Source organism: Nonomuraea sp. NPDC050547, from assembly GCF_044457345.1.
Taxonomy (GTDB): Bacteria; Actinomycetota; Actinomycetes; order Streptosporangiales; family Streptosporangiaceae; genus Nonomuraea.
The window spans coordinates 403,566-416,805 of sequence record NZ_JBITGW010000002.1 but is presented as its reverse complement, the minus strand read 5'-3'; the positions used below and the strand labels follow the sequence as shown (position 1 = coordinate 416,805).

Genomic DNA, 13,240 nt, shown 5'->3' with positions numbered 1-13,240 from the left:
TCCCGGCCTGCCCTCCCCCACAACGGACGCGTAGCGAACCGATTCCGCGTGATCTCGATCACCCATCGTGCGGCAACAATCCGCTTCACAGGGTGACGGAGCCCTGTGGCCCGGCTCAACGAATCGGCTGCTGGTCGTCCGCGGGCTGCGCCAGGACCTTCAGGAGTGATCGAGTTGCCGCTTCACGACCTGGTGGGGGTAGCGGTGAAGTACGGCGCGAGGTCGAGCTCGTCCGGAGATTCCAGCAGCCTTCGCATCAGCCTGCCGTCGAACGCCACCACGCGAACTTCGTCGTGGGCGCCGTTGTCGTTCTCCCAGCAGTACAGATGCGACTCGTCGAACCAGCCGAGCACCTTGTCGCAGTCGGAGGAGAACCTGCGTACCTGCTTGCCGGTGCTGGCGTCCCAGAGACAGTGATCGCTGTCGTCGTCACCCGGGCAGGCGGTCACGAAGGTCTTGCCCGAGGGTGAGAAGAGGTCGACGGTGCCGGACGCCAGCGGCCCCACTCCAGGCAGGTCACGTGTGTGTTTGCCGGCGGCGTCGAAGAAGCGCAGCCCCTTGTTCTTGCCATCGACGATGACGACGCCCTGTTCGGCGCCGTCCCAGCCGAAGTTGTTGTCGCCGAGCGAGGCGTCCGCCACCCTGACCACCCGGACCTTGCTCTGGAACACGTCGTTCCTGTCCACGTCGACGATGGCGAACCCCAAGGTGACCCAGCGCTCCTTGTCCCGCTTGTCGGTGATCTTCTTGTTGAGGTTCAGGAGGATCTTCGAGCCGTCCTTCGACCAGGCGCGGATGCTGGTGTCCTGCGGTTTGGGCAGGGTTTTGATCCGGAAACTCGAGTCTGTCCGCCGGTCGGTGAGAAGGATCGAGTCGTAGCCGTCCGCGGTGTAGTCGTCCGGCCTTCCCGCGAGATAGCGGCCGTTGGGGGACACCAGCGACTCCATGTTGCCCGCGTACCTGTCGAACTTCCCCCGCAGCGACTGCCTGGCATAGTTGACGTCCTTGTCGAGCTTCTTGTCGTAGACGTCGTATGCGGTCAGTGCGATGGGGTCGGATGGGCTCTCCTGGAGCGTGATCGGCCCGCCGGGCAACGTGGTCGGCGAGGGTGTCGCCTGCTGCGACGCGGTCGCGGACCTTGCGGCGGTCGGCGAGGCTGCGGGCGTACTCGTCCGCGGCCGGCCGGGCAGCGCTATCGCGGTCACCACAGCGGCCGTGGCGATCAGGGCCGCGGCGGCGAGGAGCGGCCCGCGTGCGGTCCTGCCACGGCCGGCGGGCGGGGCGGGGTCCCGCGCGGCCTGCCTGGTTCCCGCCACGAGCGGGTCGGTGCCGGGCTCCGGATTCCGGAGCAGGTGCGTTATGACGTCCATGGCCGTTGGCCGGCTTCCCGGCTCCCTGGCCAGGCACTGCTGCACCAGTTCGGCCAGCCGTCCGTCGAGCGAGCCCAGCTCGGGCCGATCGCTGAGGATCCGGTGCATCACGGCAGGTGTTCCGTCATTGCCGAACGGCGCCTGCCCGCAGGAGGCGAAGACCATCGTGCCGGCCCAGGAGAACAGGTCGGCCGACGATCCGAGCCCGAGCCCCATGATCTGCTCGGGCGCCATATACGCGGGTGTCCCGATCTGCGTACTGCTTGTCATGGTGGCCGGGCCGAGCGTGCGCGCGATGCCGAAGTCGATCACGCGCGGGCCGCCGGCGCCCATGATGACGTTGCCGGGTTTGAAGTCCCGGTGCACCACGCCGGCTTCGTGGATCGCGGCGAGCGCGGTGGCGGTGCCGATGGCCAGCCGCTCCAGGTCGCCGCTGGTGAGCGGGCCGTCCTCCCTGACGGTCTGTTCCAGCGACCGGCCCTCGACATACTCGCTGGTGATGTACGGCCGGCCGTCCTCGACACCCGTGCTGAGCACGGCCGCGGTACAGAACGTCGCCACCCGCTGGGAGAGCGCCGCCTCCTGCATGAAGCGGGCCACGCTCTCCTCGTCCAACCGGTGCAGCCATTTGATGGCCACGTGCGCGCCCATGGGCGTCCTGGCAAGAAAGACGACGCCCTGCCCGCCTTGGCCTAACCTGCCGAGGAGTTTCAGGCCACCCAATTTCTCAGGGTCGCCGGGTGCCAACGGCGTGAAATTAGCCATGCGGTCATTGTGTTGCCAAGGAGCGGATCTACCGCAACCTTACTGAGCGGCGACTGCCCTCGAACTTCCCTCTGTCAGCGATGCCGGGCTCGTGGAAAGATCGGGGCATGGCGTCGATGAAACGCGGCCCCCTCAGCAAGGTGGAACTTCTGCCGGCGGAGCCCGGCGACCTCATCGGCCAGCTGCCTCCCGCCGTACCGGGCACCCTGTACGTCCAGGGAACCAAAGGCGGGATCCGCGTCGCGCCGGACGCCGGCATCGATGTGGTGTTCGGGCGTTGTGAGCCGGACGTGCACGTGTGCGTGGGCCCCGACGACCCCTACGTCAGCCGACAGCACGGCATCATCACCTACGAGAACGCGCGATGGGTCCTGTGCAACGTCGGCAACCTGCCCATCCGCCTTCCAGGTGAGCGTCTGGTGCTCACCGGGCACCGCGTGCCGCTGCCGCTGGCGTACACACCGCTGTTCATCGTTGCCCCCCGGCAAGACCACTTACTTGAAGTGCGCATCGTCATGACGGCATCGAGCCCGGCGCCGCAGGTCCGCCAGGAGACCGACACCCGCAGCCCGAGCGGATGGCCCCTGAGTCCCGTCGAGCGCCTGGTCCTGGTCTGCCTGGGTCAGCGATACCTCCGGCCTGAGCCCTGGCCGCAGCCACTGACCTGGGCCCAGGTCGCCGACGAGCTCAGCCACCTCCGCCCCGCGGAACAGTGGACCACCAAACGAGCCGCCCACATCGTCTCCCAAACGCGCCAGCGGCTCAGCGCCAACGTGCCCGGACTCCTGGAAGAGGAGATCCCTCCGCCTCTGGGCAACACCCTCAACCACAACCTGATCACCACGCTGCTGGTCTCCGGCACGATCGGCCCATCCGACCTCCTGCTCCTCGACGAATCCTGTGCCGCGTCAGAAGATGCTTGAGCTGCAATAACCCGAGGGTCCATGGTCCTCGATCGTCGTTCGGGTAACCCCGGTCAGGAACCACCGCTCGACCTGGTGCTGACCGCCCAACGCCGCGAAGGCGCCCAGATCCGCAGCGAGAAGGGCGGCCGCCCCCTCGCCCAACCCGGTGATCGTTTCCGGTCACAGCACCAGACGGTGACGTTGTCGCGGCGCGAGCCGTACGGGCCGACCAGCGGAGCACTTCGGCGCCGTCTGCGGAGCCTGCGGTGCGGAGGGCCGCGACGGTCTGTGAGCGTCGCTATGTGGGGGTCTGTCTAGATCTTGGCTCTGTCGCAGAAACGGTGGTGACAGAAGGTGATCACCCAAGAAGGATGCGATGACGGAGCAGAGTGAACCCTGCCCTGCCGTACATCTGGCGCTTGATCAGTTTCGTTTTCGTGTTGACGCCCTCGTTCCGCCATGGTGATACGGGAGGGTGAGCCCGGCGTAAACGGCGGCGCGGTCTTGGTCGAGGCCGGTGCAGAAGCTGTGCAGGTGGGGCAGGTCCGCCTCGCGGACCACGGTGATCCGTGAGTCGAGGAGTTCGGTGTTCTCCGGGTCGGGCTTGAGCAGGGCGGCGAAGTCTCGCACGGCAGTAGCCAGGGTGGTCATCTGCGTGCAGCCGGCGCTGAGTTGCACAGCCGGCTCACGGTCGGCGTTCTGGAGCTGGTCGGGGTTGCTGAGCAGCAGCCGGGTGACGCGGCGGGCGGAAATCGCGGGCCGATCAGCCTCGGCCCGGCCCTGGTTGATGTAGCGGTGGAGCAGGTTCTGGCTGCCGGTACAGCCCAGTTCCTTGATCTCGGCCAGGAGCGTCTGTACCGGGACGGCCGGGTCCTGTTCGCGCCGGGCGCGAAGGTGGTCGCGGTAGGGGCCGACCACGGTGGGGCGGTACTGCGGGGCGCGCCGCATGCGCTCGGGCTCGCCGGCCCGCGCGTAGCGCTTAACCGTGTTCAGCGACCATTGCAGGCGGCGGGCGGTCTCCAGCAGGCCGACCCCGGCATCGACCAGGTCATGGACCCGCCTCCACCGTTCTAATGTGGTAGCCGCGCGACTGCCCGCCTGCAGCGGTGGCCCGTGCTTGGCCCAGCACGAGCTGTGGGCGCCGACCTCCTTGCGTACCGCCTCGCCCAGGCCATTCCACAGGTGCCAGCGATCACTGACCTGCACCGCGTCCGGAAGCGCGTCACGGATGGCCTGAGCGTAGGTCGTCGAGCCGTCCCGGCACACGATCTCCACCCCGCGATGGGCACGCAGCCAGGCGGCCAGGGTCTCGGCCTTGCGACCCGACAGCACGTCGATGCGCTGATTCGTCTCGACATGGCAGCGCCGGCAGCATGCGCAGCGCCGTGAACCGCGTGACCGGGATGGCCATGACCTGCAAGGTCCGCGCGGCGGCCCGTCCGGCCAACTCCTTGATCACAGCTGTGATCTGCGTGGCCAAGCGGACGGTCCGGCGCTGATAGCGACGCAGCAGGCCGGGAATCTGTTCGCGAAAGGTTCGCCGGCAGCCTGGCGTTGGGCCCACCAGCCGGCGCACGCGCACCACGAGCACGACAGGTCGGGCGTCGACCGAGACGTCGGTGACGATCCGCTGGTGGTAGCCGTGCACGCTCCTCGTTGCAGTGCCACAGTCCGGGCAGGAGCTCGGGTCATCCGGGGTCCGTACCCGTCGCCGTATCCGGTCGCCCTCGTCGACCACGTCCTGGACGATCAGCGGCGACAACCCTGCAAACACCGTGCTCACGGGCACTGTGGCATCGATCATCGCACGGTGACACGTGCAGACGATCAGTCACCACCGTTTCTGCGACAGAGCCGTCCCCGTGGTGGTCAGCCGCAGTGCACATTGTTGAGTGTGCGGGTCGTGTAGCCCGGTACGGTTCCGGCGACGTCGATGCATTGGCCGGGCGCGGAGACGTACACCGGGCCGGCGTAGTGCGTGTAGTAACCGGCATCGGTGTGGTCCCCGCTGCCGTCGCCTCTGGAGATCGAGACTCGCTTCCAGCTCATGGTGTTGGCGTACTGACCGTAGCCGTAGGTCAGTGCGCAGTTCCTTCCGGCGCTGGAGCTGTAGTGCACCTCCAGGGTGCCCGTACGGGTCCCGTCCTCGTGGGAGATGCCGTAGACGCCGACCCTGGTGTAGCCGCTGCCGCAGGGGCCGGCGGCGCCGGCCGGGGCGGTACTCACGACCAGTGAGGTGGCGGCTGCCAGGGCGGTGCCGGCCAGGAGGGCCGCCAGCTTACGTGTGTTCACGAGGAGTCCTTTCGAAGGTCGTTGTCGTGATCGGGATGGCTTGGTGGTGCGCTCTACCCTTTGGCCACGGTCCCGGCGATCCCTTCATGGGCGTCCCAGATGTCGGTGACGTAGGCCCTGCAGGGGGTGAAGACGTTGCCGTTCCCCCCGCCGCCGGTCAGGATGCCCTTGGCGATGATGTTGCCGCGGGAGTTGTGGACGTACACGGGTGCTCCCGAGTCGCCGGCTCTGACGCATTTGCCGGTTTTGGCGGCGCGGAGCACGTTCCGGGCGACCGCGCCGCCGGAGTATTTGACGTTCATGCGGAGGCGATTCACTGTCCATCCGCACAGTTCGCCGCCGAATGCGCCGCCGACGCAGAACTTGTCGTTCTTCTTCGTCCGCCGAGTCACCATGGACTCGACGACCCGCCAGTTCCCGGAGTTGCTGTTGCCGACGTAGATTCTCGCCAGAGAGCTGAGGCCGCGCATCACGTCGATCAGGGCGAGGTCACCGCGGTATCGGCCGCGGACCTTGATGCTTCCCTTCGCGTTGTCGTAATTGTCATAGGTCACCTGGCCGATCCGCTGGCCGCCGCCGCTGAATGCCGGTACATCCCAGACGGTGCAGTGCCCGGCGGTGAGCATGCCGTGGGTGTTGCCGTCGCGCCAGGCGAAACCCGTGGTGCAGGCGCCGACGCGGGTGGTGAAGGAGGCACCGCCGAAGAAGGGGCTGGTGTCGTTGTGCCGGGCCATGGGCTCGGTGGGACCGGGGTCGTCGATGACCAGGAGGGCGACGACGTCGCTGCCGTAGCGGGCGGCGAGTGCGGTGCGTAAGGCGCCGGTGGCCGCGGTGGTCTCCACGATCACCCGGCCGGACTCGGGGTCGAGTCCGGCGGAGTGGATCTTGTCGGCGTCGGGTAACTCGGCTGGTGCGAGCTCGACGATCTCGTCGGAGATGTCCTGCAGACGCGCCCAGGTGTGGGAGACCACCGTGGTCTTGGGGATCCATTCCAGAGCGCCTTCGGCCACGAGCGCGCGTGGCTGGGCGGGGTCCTTCGGCGGCTCGTCCACGGTCGTGCCGAGCGGCTGTGCGCCGTCCTTGGGATGTTCGGCGTGAGGAGGGGGGACGGCAGACGGATCGTCGGTGCCTTCCTCCGGGGCCTGGCTCGCGGGTGGCACCGCGATCGGCTGTACGGCCTCGCCTTGAGCCTGCGCGGTGACGACGGGGATGTACAGCGCGCCGGTTCGGTCCACGTACGGCTGGGCGTAGACGGCGGGGTTGCCCAACGCTCTGGCCTCGGCCTCACGCAGTGCGTAGGTCTGCTGGAAGGTGAGGTCGGGATCGTCGGCGAACGGGTCCGTGGGCAGCACGTCCACGGGGGCGGGCCCACCTGCCGCCGCTGGCGTGCCGAGCAGGAGCGCAGGGGTCAGCGCGGCGCTGAGGAGTGCGGAGCGCAGGGGGAGGGATGGACGCAAGAGAGCCTCCGGTTCACGTGCTCTGATGGCCGTTTGGTGCGGCGGTCACGCTCGTCCGGCAGGCGTGTCCTCAGTGCCCTGCCGGGCGGCCTCATGACGCGGGCGGCGCGTGACCCGCGCTGCCCCGCGATCGCCTTTCATGAACTTGCGGCGGAGGAACAGGGTCAGCGCGAAGAGCCCGGCGAGCAGCCACATCACTCCCCCTCGGTGAGCATGTGGCGGGCCCAGTTCCGCGCCTTGGCCGGGTCACGGGTCGCGAACGTCGGGCAGCCCCACAATCTGTCGGCCGACCGCAGCGCCTTCTCGGGAGATTCGCCGTCAAGGACGAAGGCCAGGCCACGGCACCATTGACGTAGACCCGGCCGTATCCGCATGAGCATGCGGACCCGCGTCAGCGCCTCCTGCCCGCGCGGGGCGGGCCCGGCCATGGTCATGTTCACCACGGCGGTGAAGGGTGTCTGCCGCTGTGTGGCCGACCGCAGTGTCGCGGTGAGCGAGGCCGGGTCCTCGGTACGTACTTCGAGGAGCGGCCATTGATCCCAGTTCTCCATGCAGCGACCTCCATTTAGGTTAGCCTTACTTAAACACTTGCGGACACTGTCCGCAAGTAGCATGGGCAATGTGACGGACCGTCGGCCATGGGGCAGCCTGGAGAGGGCACAGATCGTCGAGGCCGCGATCGGGCTCGTGCGCGAGGAGGGTGTGGAGGCGCTCACCATCCGCCGCCTGGCCGCCGAGGTGGGCGCGTCCCGGATGGCGCTCTACCGGCATGTGGCGGACAAGGACGCGCTGCTCGACCTGGTCGCCGACGAGGTCGCCACCCAGGTGATCCGGGAGGAGGCGTTGCGCGGCCCGTGGCAGGAGCGGCTGCGTCGGCTCGCTCACAGCATGCGTACCGTGCTGAGCGAGCATCCCGGCCTCGTCGACCGCGTGATGAGCCGCGCGAACGCCGGACCGGGCGGGCTGCGGATCGCCGACACGATCGCGGACGTTCTCCTTGCGGCGGGCCTCGACGTCCAGGCCGCAGCCCGCCACTACCTGATCTTCGTGGACTTCGTGTTCGGACGGGTGCGGCGCGAGTTCCACGGCGACCCGACCGCGCCCGAACGCAACGCCGAGCTGTTCGCGGCCGCGGAGGCGAGCCCGGAGGCGAACCGGCTGAAGGCCCTGCTGCCCAGCCTGCGCTCGCTGACACCCGATCAGATCTTCGACGCGGAACTGGACATGATCATCGGCGCGATCCGCGAGGCCGCTCACCCGAAGTGACGAACTCCGACGCCACGCGCAACGTTCCCCACCGGGGGCCGCAAGCCTTTCGGCAGGCGGATCACTGCCCGATGCTGGGCAGCGGCGGCGCATGCGCGACCCGCGATCAGCCAAAGACCATCGGAACCCGCACTGGTGTGCGGTGGCGGCCGGTTCTATGGCCTTGGCGAATTCGTCACCCTGCCGAAGTGGGCCGACATCCTGGACCGGCACTTCCCAGTTGTCGGCGATTGACCTAGGTGCCCGAAGCGCCGTCAACCGCTCGGGCCGGAGACTCGTTCCAGACTGGCTTGGTGGTTCAGAGCAGCGAATCGAGGGTCAGCGGTCGGCGTTCATATGGAGGCGGCCGGTGCGGACGATCAGTCCGGACAGAGCTGAGAAGCTGGGCATCCCCGTGCCCATCTCCATCTCAGCCCCTCGCCGTCCTGCGCCTTGATAGCTCCTTCTGTACCACTTCATCTGCTCATACGGTCTCGCCGCAGGCAGTGAGCGTTTTTCATCCGACTTCGCGGGCCTGAAGAACGAGGATGGCTTTGACGAGTTGACCCGTGAGGGGCCCAGCTCTTTCCGGACAGCCAGGTTGTGGGCGTAGCCTACGCAGCTACCTGGGATGAATCGTGCGCGCCGACCTCCTTGCGCACCGCCTCGCCCAGGCCGTTCCACAGATGCCAGCGATCACTGACCTGCACTGCATCCGGCAGGGCATCACGGATGGCATGGGCGTATGTGGTTGAGCCGTCCCGGCACACGAGCTCCACCCCGGGATGAGCACGCAGCCAGGCGGCCAGGGTCTCGGCCTTGCGGCCGGGCAGCACGTCGATACGCTGATTCGTTTCGATGTCGATCAAGATCGTGGCATAGGAGGCACCCTTGCGCAGAGAGAAATCATCCACGCCCAGGACCCGCGGCACGCCCGCGAGTGGGAACGGCAGCGCCAGTAGCATGCGCAGCGCCGTGCACCGCGTGACCGCGACGGCCATGACCTGCAAGGTACGCGCGGCGGCCCGCCCGGCCAACTCCTTGATCACCGCTGCGATCTGCGCGGCCAAGCGGACGGTCCGGCGCTGACAGTGCCGCAGCAGCCCGGGAATCTGCTCGCGGAAGGTCCGCCGACAGCCCGGGGTCGGGCACACCAGCCGACGCACCCGCATCACGAGCACGACGGGTCGAGCGTCCACCGAGACATCGGCGACGATCGGGCAGCGGGAGATCGCGGAAGTCTCCCTCCTTCTTGTACTTGAGTGGCGCGAACTTGGAGCGGGGTGTCCATTGACGATCCGGCCGGAAGTGCTTGTCTCGCACACCTACCGCTACCAGCAAGCGCTTCGCCTTCCCGCGCGCCGACGCCGGCCATCAGGAAGACGGCCAGCCTGAAGCGCGGATCTGTTCGATATCGCCGGTGTTGACCTCGGCGTCCTCCAGTTCACGTTTCCACAGGCGCATGTCGGATTCGTTGACGATCTTGACGAGCTGCTTGCCCCAGCGCGGAATGATGCAGTTGTTTATCTTTCCGCGATACCCGCTTAGAGCTACTAACAAAATGATCTAGGGCCGTGTCTTGTGCGGCTGCTGTTCGTTGATCTTCGTGTGAAGAAGGGCGAGCAGTTGCCGTGGATCGTGCCGGACAGCCTGTGGGAGCGGATCGAGTCGCTACTGCCGAAAGTGGAACGGCGCCGGCGTCATCCGGGCCGCAAACGGCTGGATGACCGACTGGCGTTGCAGGGCATCTTGTTCGTGCTCTACACCGCGATCCCATGGGAGTTCCTGCCTCAGGAACTGGGCTTCGGCTCCGGGATGACCTGCTGGCGGCGGCTGCGCGACTGGCACGCAGCCGGTGTCTGGGACCGGCTCCACCAGCTTTTGCTCGCCGAGTTGCACGCCGCCGGCCAGCTCGACTGGTCCAAGGCGGTGATCGACAGCTCGCACGTCCGGGCGCTCAAGGGCGGCCCAAAATCGGCCCGAGCCCGGTCGACCGCGCCAAGCCGGGCTCGAAACACCACGTCATCACCGACGGCAACGGGATCCCCCTCGCCGTCTCTTTGACCGGCGGCAACCGCAACGACGTCACCCAGCTTCTGCCGCTGATCAAGGCCATCCCAGCGATACGCGGCCGCGTCGGCCGACCCCGCAAGCGACCCGACTGCCTGTATGCCGACCGCGGCTACGACCACGACAAGTACCGCCGCCTGGTCTGGCGCACCGGTATCAAGCCCATCATCGCCCGGCGCGGCACCCCACACGGCTCCGGCCTGGGCATTCACCGGTGGGTGGTCGAACGGACGATCGCGCTCCTGCACTGGTTTCGCCGTCTGCGCATCCGCTGGGAGATCCGCGACGACATCCACGAGGCGTTCATGACCCTCGCCGCTGCCATCATCTGCTGGCGACGCCTCGTCCGCTGATCTTTGTGTTAGGACCTCTTATCGTACTGTCCGCGAGCTCGCCATTTTCGATGCGCTTCTCCAGCCACGCCAGCGCGTATTCCGCTACGCTGACGCCGCCCTTCTTCAAGTAGCCAGGGACAGCGTCGCGTCGCCGCTTGGCGTCGTCAACGGCGGTCTGGTGATCAAGCGCCTCTCGCTTGGTCTTGAAGCGCCTCTCCCGTTGTGTGCCGTGCTCATCCTGGTACTGTAGGCGCCACTAACATTTACAGCTGCTGGTGCCATGCGGGCATGCCGAGCCGTCGGCTTGCACTTTTCGAATGGTGCCTCGGCCTCCTTGGGCCATGGGTTTCTCCCTACAAATCGGGCTCGTGATCATGGGTTTTTCATGGGGATAATCTAACCGATTCTGCGTTTATCAGGCAAAATAGCGAATTGGTGGAACTTCTACTCGATGTACAACCTGGCCCAGGGCTACGCGGCCGACGGCATGGCGGCGTACGTCGAACTGCAGGAGGCCGAGTTCGCCGCCGCCCACTGATCCCTCGCACGGCTTGTCGTTTCTCTTCGTTACGGCAAGCCGCCCCACCCCCATCCGCCGTACGGGGCTGGGGACATTCCAGGGACACGGTCGTCCACCTCACCGGCTCACCGCCGCGACGACCGCACAGCCCGCCGGACGCCGTGGCAACACGCGTACACCGGCGAACAAAGGGCCGTGCCGGGCCGCCACCGGGCACGGCCCTTTGTCTCTTGGCGGCCAACGGCTCCTGAACCTGACCACCAAGGGCCGCTGACACCCCCAGCCCGATGAGGCATGTGCGTCGCTCCTGTGAATCGCTCTTAAGATCACTCGTATGCGCACCATTCACGTCGTCACTCATCCGGAGGCGACGCACCACGTCGAGAGGGTCGTCGGCGGCTGGCACGATTCGCAGCTGACGCCGGCCGGCCTCCGCGCGGCGGCCTCCATCGCCCAGGCACTGCGGGCCGAGATTCCGGACGGCGTCGAGGTGGAGCTGTTCTCCTCGGACCTGCTGCGCACCCGGCAAACGGCCGAGAAGATCGCCGAGCTGTTCGGCGTGAAACCCATCCTGGATCACCGACTGCGGGAGAAGTCCTACGGAGTGGCGGGGGGCAGGCCGCAGGAGTGGCTGGATCAGCGATTCGTCCCGCCGCCGGCCGTCGGCGAGCGGCTGGAACATGACGAGGGTGTGGAGGGCGCCGAGACCAAGGCGGCGTTGGCGCAGCGCATCTACACGGCCATGGACGAGGTCTTGCAGCGCCCCTGCGAGCATCAGATCATCGTGACGCACGGTGGCTCCCTGACGTTCGTGGTGGCGTCGTGGATCAAGATGCCGATCGGGGCGGTCGGCCATGCCAGTTTCCGTGCGCCTTCCGGCAGCATCACCACGCTGCGCGAAGACGACTTCTTCCACAACCGCCAGGTCGTCAGCCTCGGTGACACGCGCCACCTCGACTCCGGCAAAGCCGGCTGACCTCTGCCCGGCCCGCCTCGACGGCCGGTGAGGTGCTCCCGCTGGGCACAGGGCCTCACCAAGACCGTCCGCCGCCGCTCCAGCAGCACCGTCACCTTGTCGTGGGAGGCGGTCGGTCAGGGGATGAGGGCGGCGAGAAGTTCGTCGCGGCCGGTGGCTCCGGTCTTGCGGTGAATCGCTTTGAGGAAGTCGCTCACGGTGTGCGTCGACAACTCCAGACGACGTGCGATCTGCTTGCGCGACAGCCCGTCGCGCAGATGCGCCAGCACCTGGCGTTCGCGCCGGGTGAGCTCGTACCAGTCGCCGAAGCACGTGAGCAGGTGCTCGCCCGCAGCCGCTTGAATGATGATCGCCACGTCCTGGCTGCCGTCGTCCAACGGTGCGGCCTGGCACACCATCCAATGGCCGTACCCGGCGGAGGGGCCCACACACAGCGGGCGGGGGTTGTGAGGGTCGCGAGCGTGTTCGCGCGCTCTGATCGCCATACCAGCCATGAACGGCTCGCTGGTCCAGCTCGGATTGGGCTGACGTTCCCGGATCATGTCCAGCCAGGCGCGTGCCGGGGGCGTGGCCGTACGGATCGTGTGGTCGCCGCCGACGATGAAGACACCGGGTGCCGGCGCCGCGGACTGCGGGGCCAACGGCCCTGCCTTGACATAGCCGCGGATGGCCATCAGCAGGGCTGGGGCCAGGCATGCGGCCCGCTGTACGTCCCGGTCGTCGAAGGGCGGGCGATCCTGGCCGCGCAGGAGGTCCAGCGTGCCCCAGATGCCACGCGCGTCTCGCAGCAGCAACCGCAGCTGGCTGCCCACGCCGTGGGCGGCCAACGGGTGCCGGGCCGGCTCGAAGCGCCGATCGCTGCCGCCCATCGCCCCTGCCGGGATCGGCCATCGGGCCAGATCCTCGATCGGGAAGGGCTCCGCGCCGGCGAAATAGTCGAGCAGCCACGGGCGGCCGAGGCCGGGCTCGACGCCGTGCCAGAAGCTGAACGAACCCACGTCGGAGGTCGGGCTGGTGCCCACCATCCGCAGCGCGTCATGGGCGACGACGGGCGCCACCACCTGTGAGACCGCCTCGCCCAGTTCCCCGGCGGTGGCGTGCCGGCGTGCGTGTGCGAACAACTCTCCTGCCGGAGAACGGCTCTTGGCCATCGCAAACCCCCGAGGACGCCACTGCGTTCAGCATGAGCCTTGACGCTCCGCCCGGCCATGCGTTTTCCAGCCATCCCCGGATCCGGGGATAGCCGGCTCCCGGCGCATGGGTGATGGTCATAGCGCACAGCGAACAGGAACGTTCGGTTCGCTC

10 protein-coding genes and 2 pseudogenes are annotated in these 13,240 nt (G+C 67.7%); 4 read left to right on the top strand and 8 right to left on the bottom strand.

What is annotated here, in order from left to right:
- Positions 1-182: 182 nt before the first annotated feature.
- Positions 183-2,135 (bottom strand): serine/threonine protein kinase, encoded by a 1,953-nt coding sequence (locus tag ACIBHY_RS06400; protein ID WP_397306123.1) that lies wholly within the window; start codon positions 2,133-2,135, stop codon positions 183-185.
- A 107-nt stretch (positions 2,136-2,242) separates the two neighbouring features.
- On the opposite strand from ACIBHY_RS06400, the gene ACIBHY_RS06395 reads away from it, so the two are divergent.
- On the top strand, positions 2,243-3,058 hold the full coding sequence (locus tag ACIBHY_RS06395) for an FHA domain-containing protein (protein ID WP_397256993.1): 816 nt from the start codon (positions 2,243-2,245) through the stop codon (positions 3,056-3,058).
- 340 nt (positions 3,059-3,398) lie between these two features.
- On the opposite strand, the pseudogene ACIBHY_RS06390 reads toward ACIBHY_RS06395, so the two are convergent.
- The 5 genes and pseudogenes from ACIBHY_RS06390 to ACIBHY_RS06370 all read right to left on the bottom strand — a co-directional run bounded on the left by ACIBHY_RS06390 (position 3,399) and on the right by ACIBHY_RS06370 (position 7,340).
- Positions 3,399-4,844, bottom strand: a pseudogene (locus ACIBHY_RS06390) (ISL3 family transposase).
- A 65-nt stretch (positions 4,845-4,909) separates the two neighbouring features.
- A complete protein-coding gene (locus ACIBHY_RS06385) occupies positions 4,910-5,332 on the bottom strand; it encodes a spore-associated protein A (RefSeq protein WP_397256995.1) in 423 nt (140 codons plus the stop codon).
- Positions 5,333-5,385: 53 nt separating this feature from the next.
- Positions 5,386-6,789 (bottom strand): hypothetical protein, encoded by a 1,404-nt coding sequence (locus ACIBHY_RS06380; protein ID WP_397306122.1) that lies wholly within the window; start codon positions 6,787-6,789, stop codon positions 5,386-5,388.
- 45 nt (positions 6,790-6,834) lie between these two features.
- Positions 6,835-6,984, bottom strand: a complete 150-nt coding sequence (locus tag ACIBHY_RS06375) for a hypothetical protein (RefSeq protein ID WP_397256999.1) — start codon at positions 6,982-6,984, stop codon at positions 6,835-6,837.
- On the bottom strand, positions 6,984-7,340 hold the full coding sequence (locus tag ACIBHY_RS06370; RefSeq protein WP_397257001.1) for a hypothetical protein: 357 nt from the start codon (positions 7,338-7,340) through the stop codon (positions 6,984-6,986). The genes ACIBHY_RS06375 and ACIBHY_RS06370 overlap by 1 nt, the downstream gene beginning before the upstream one ends.
- Positions 7,341-7,410: 70 nt before the next feature.
- On the opposite strand from ACIBHY_RS06370, the gene ACIBHY_RS06365 reads away from it, so the two are divergent.
- On the top strand, positions 7,411-8,055 hold the full coding sequence (locus ACIBHY_RS06365; protein WP_397257003.1) for a TetR/AcrR family transcriptional regulator C-terminal domain-containing protein: 645 nt from the start codon (positions 7,411-7,413) through the stop codon (positions 8,053-8,055).
- A gap of 611 nt (positions 8,056-8,666) precedes the next feature.
- On the opposite strand, the pseudogene ACIBHY_RS06360 reads toward ACIBHY_RS06365, so the two are convergent.
- Positions 8,667-9,248, bottom strand: a pseudogene (locus ACIBHY_RS06360) (ISL3 family transposase); the annotation flags it as partial.
- A gap of 412 nt (positions 9,249-9,660) precedes the next feature.
- Between ACIBHY_RS06360 and ACIBHY_RS06355 the strand changes: the two are divergent.
- Positions 9,661-10,457, top strand: a protein-coding gene (locus ACIBHY_RS06355) for an IS5 family transposase (protein ID WP_397306248.1) whose coding sequence is annotated in 2 segments (ribosomal slippage) — positions 9,661-10,003 and positions 10,003-10,457 — 798 coding nt in all. Because the reading frame shifts where the segments join, the coding sequence is not laid out codon by codon here.
- A gap of 836 nt (positions 10,458-11,293) precedes the next feature.
- Positions 11,294-11,935 (top strand): histidine phosphatase family protein, encoded by a 642-nt coding sequence (locus ACIBHY_RS06350; RefSeq protein WP_397257009.1) that lies wholly within the window; start codon positions 11,294-11,296, stop codon positions 11,933-11,935.
- Positions 11,936-12,051: 116 nt separating this feature from the next.
- Here ACIBHY_RS06350 and ACIBHY_RS06345 read toward each other — a convergent pair whose 3' ends face one another.
- Positions 12,052-13,056 carry a response regulator transcription factor gene (locus tag ACIBHY_RS06345; protein WP_397306121.1) on the bottom strand — a complete coding sequence of 335 codons (1,005 nt, stop codon included), beginning with the start codon at positions 13,054-13,056 and terminating at the stop codon, positions 12,052-12,054.
- Positions 13,057-13,240 lie beyond the last annotated feature (184 nt).

Excerpts from the sequence above, each read along its gene's own strand:
- ACIBHY_RS06395 (WP_397256993.1), top strand. The coding sequence starts at position 2,243 with ATGGCGTCGATGAAACGCGGCCCCCTCAGCAAGGTGGAACTTCTGCCG.
- ACIBHY_RS06375 (WP_397256999.1), bottom strand. The coding sequence starts at position 6,984 with ATGTGGCTGCTCGCCGGGCTCTTCGCGCTGACCCTGTTCCTCCGCCGC.
- ACIBHY_RS06370 (WP_397257001.1), bottom strand. The coding sequence starts at position 7,340 with ATGGAGAACTGGGATCAATGGCCGCTCCTCGAAGTACGTACCGAGGAC.
- ACIBHY_RS06350 (WP_397257009.1), top strand. The coding sequence starts at position 11,294 with ATGCGCACCATTCACGTCGTCACTCATCCGGAGGCGACGCACCACGTC.
- ACIBHY_RS06400 (WP_397306123.1), bottom strand. The coding sequence starts at position 2,135 with ATGGCTAATTTCACGCCGTTGGCACCCGGCGACCCTGAGAAATTGGGT.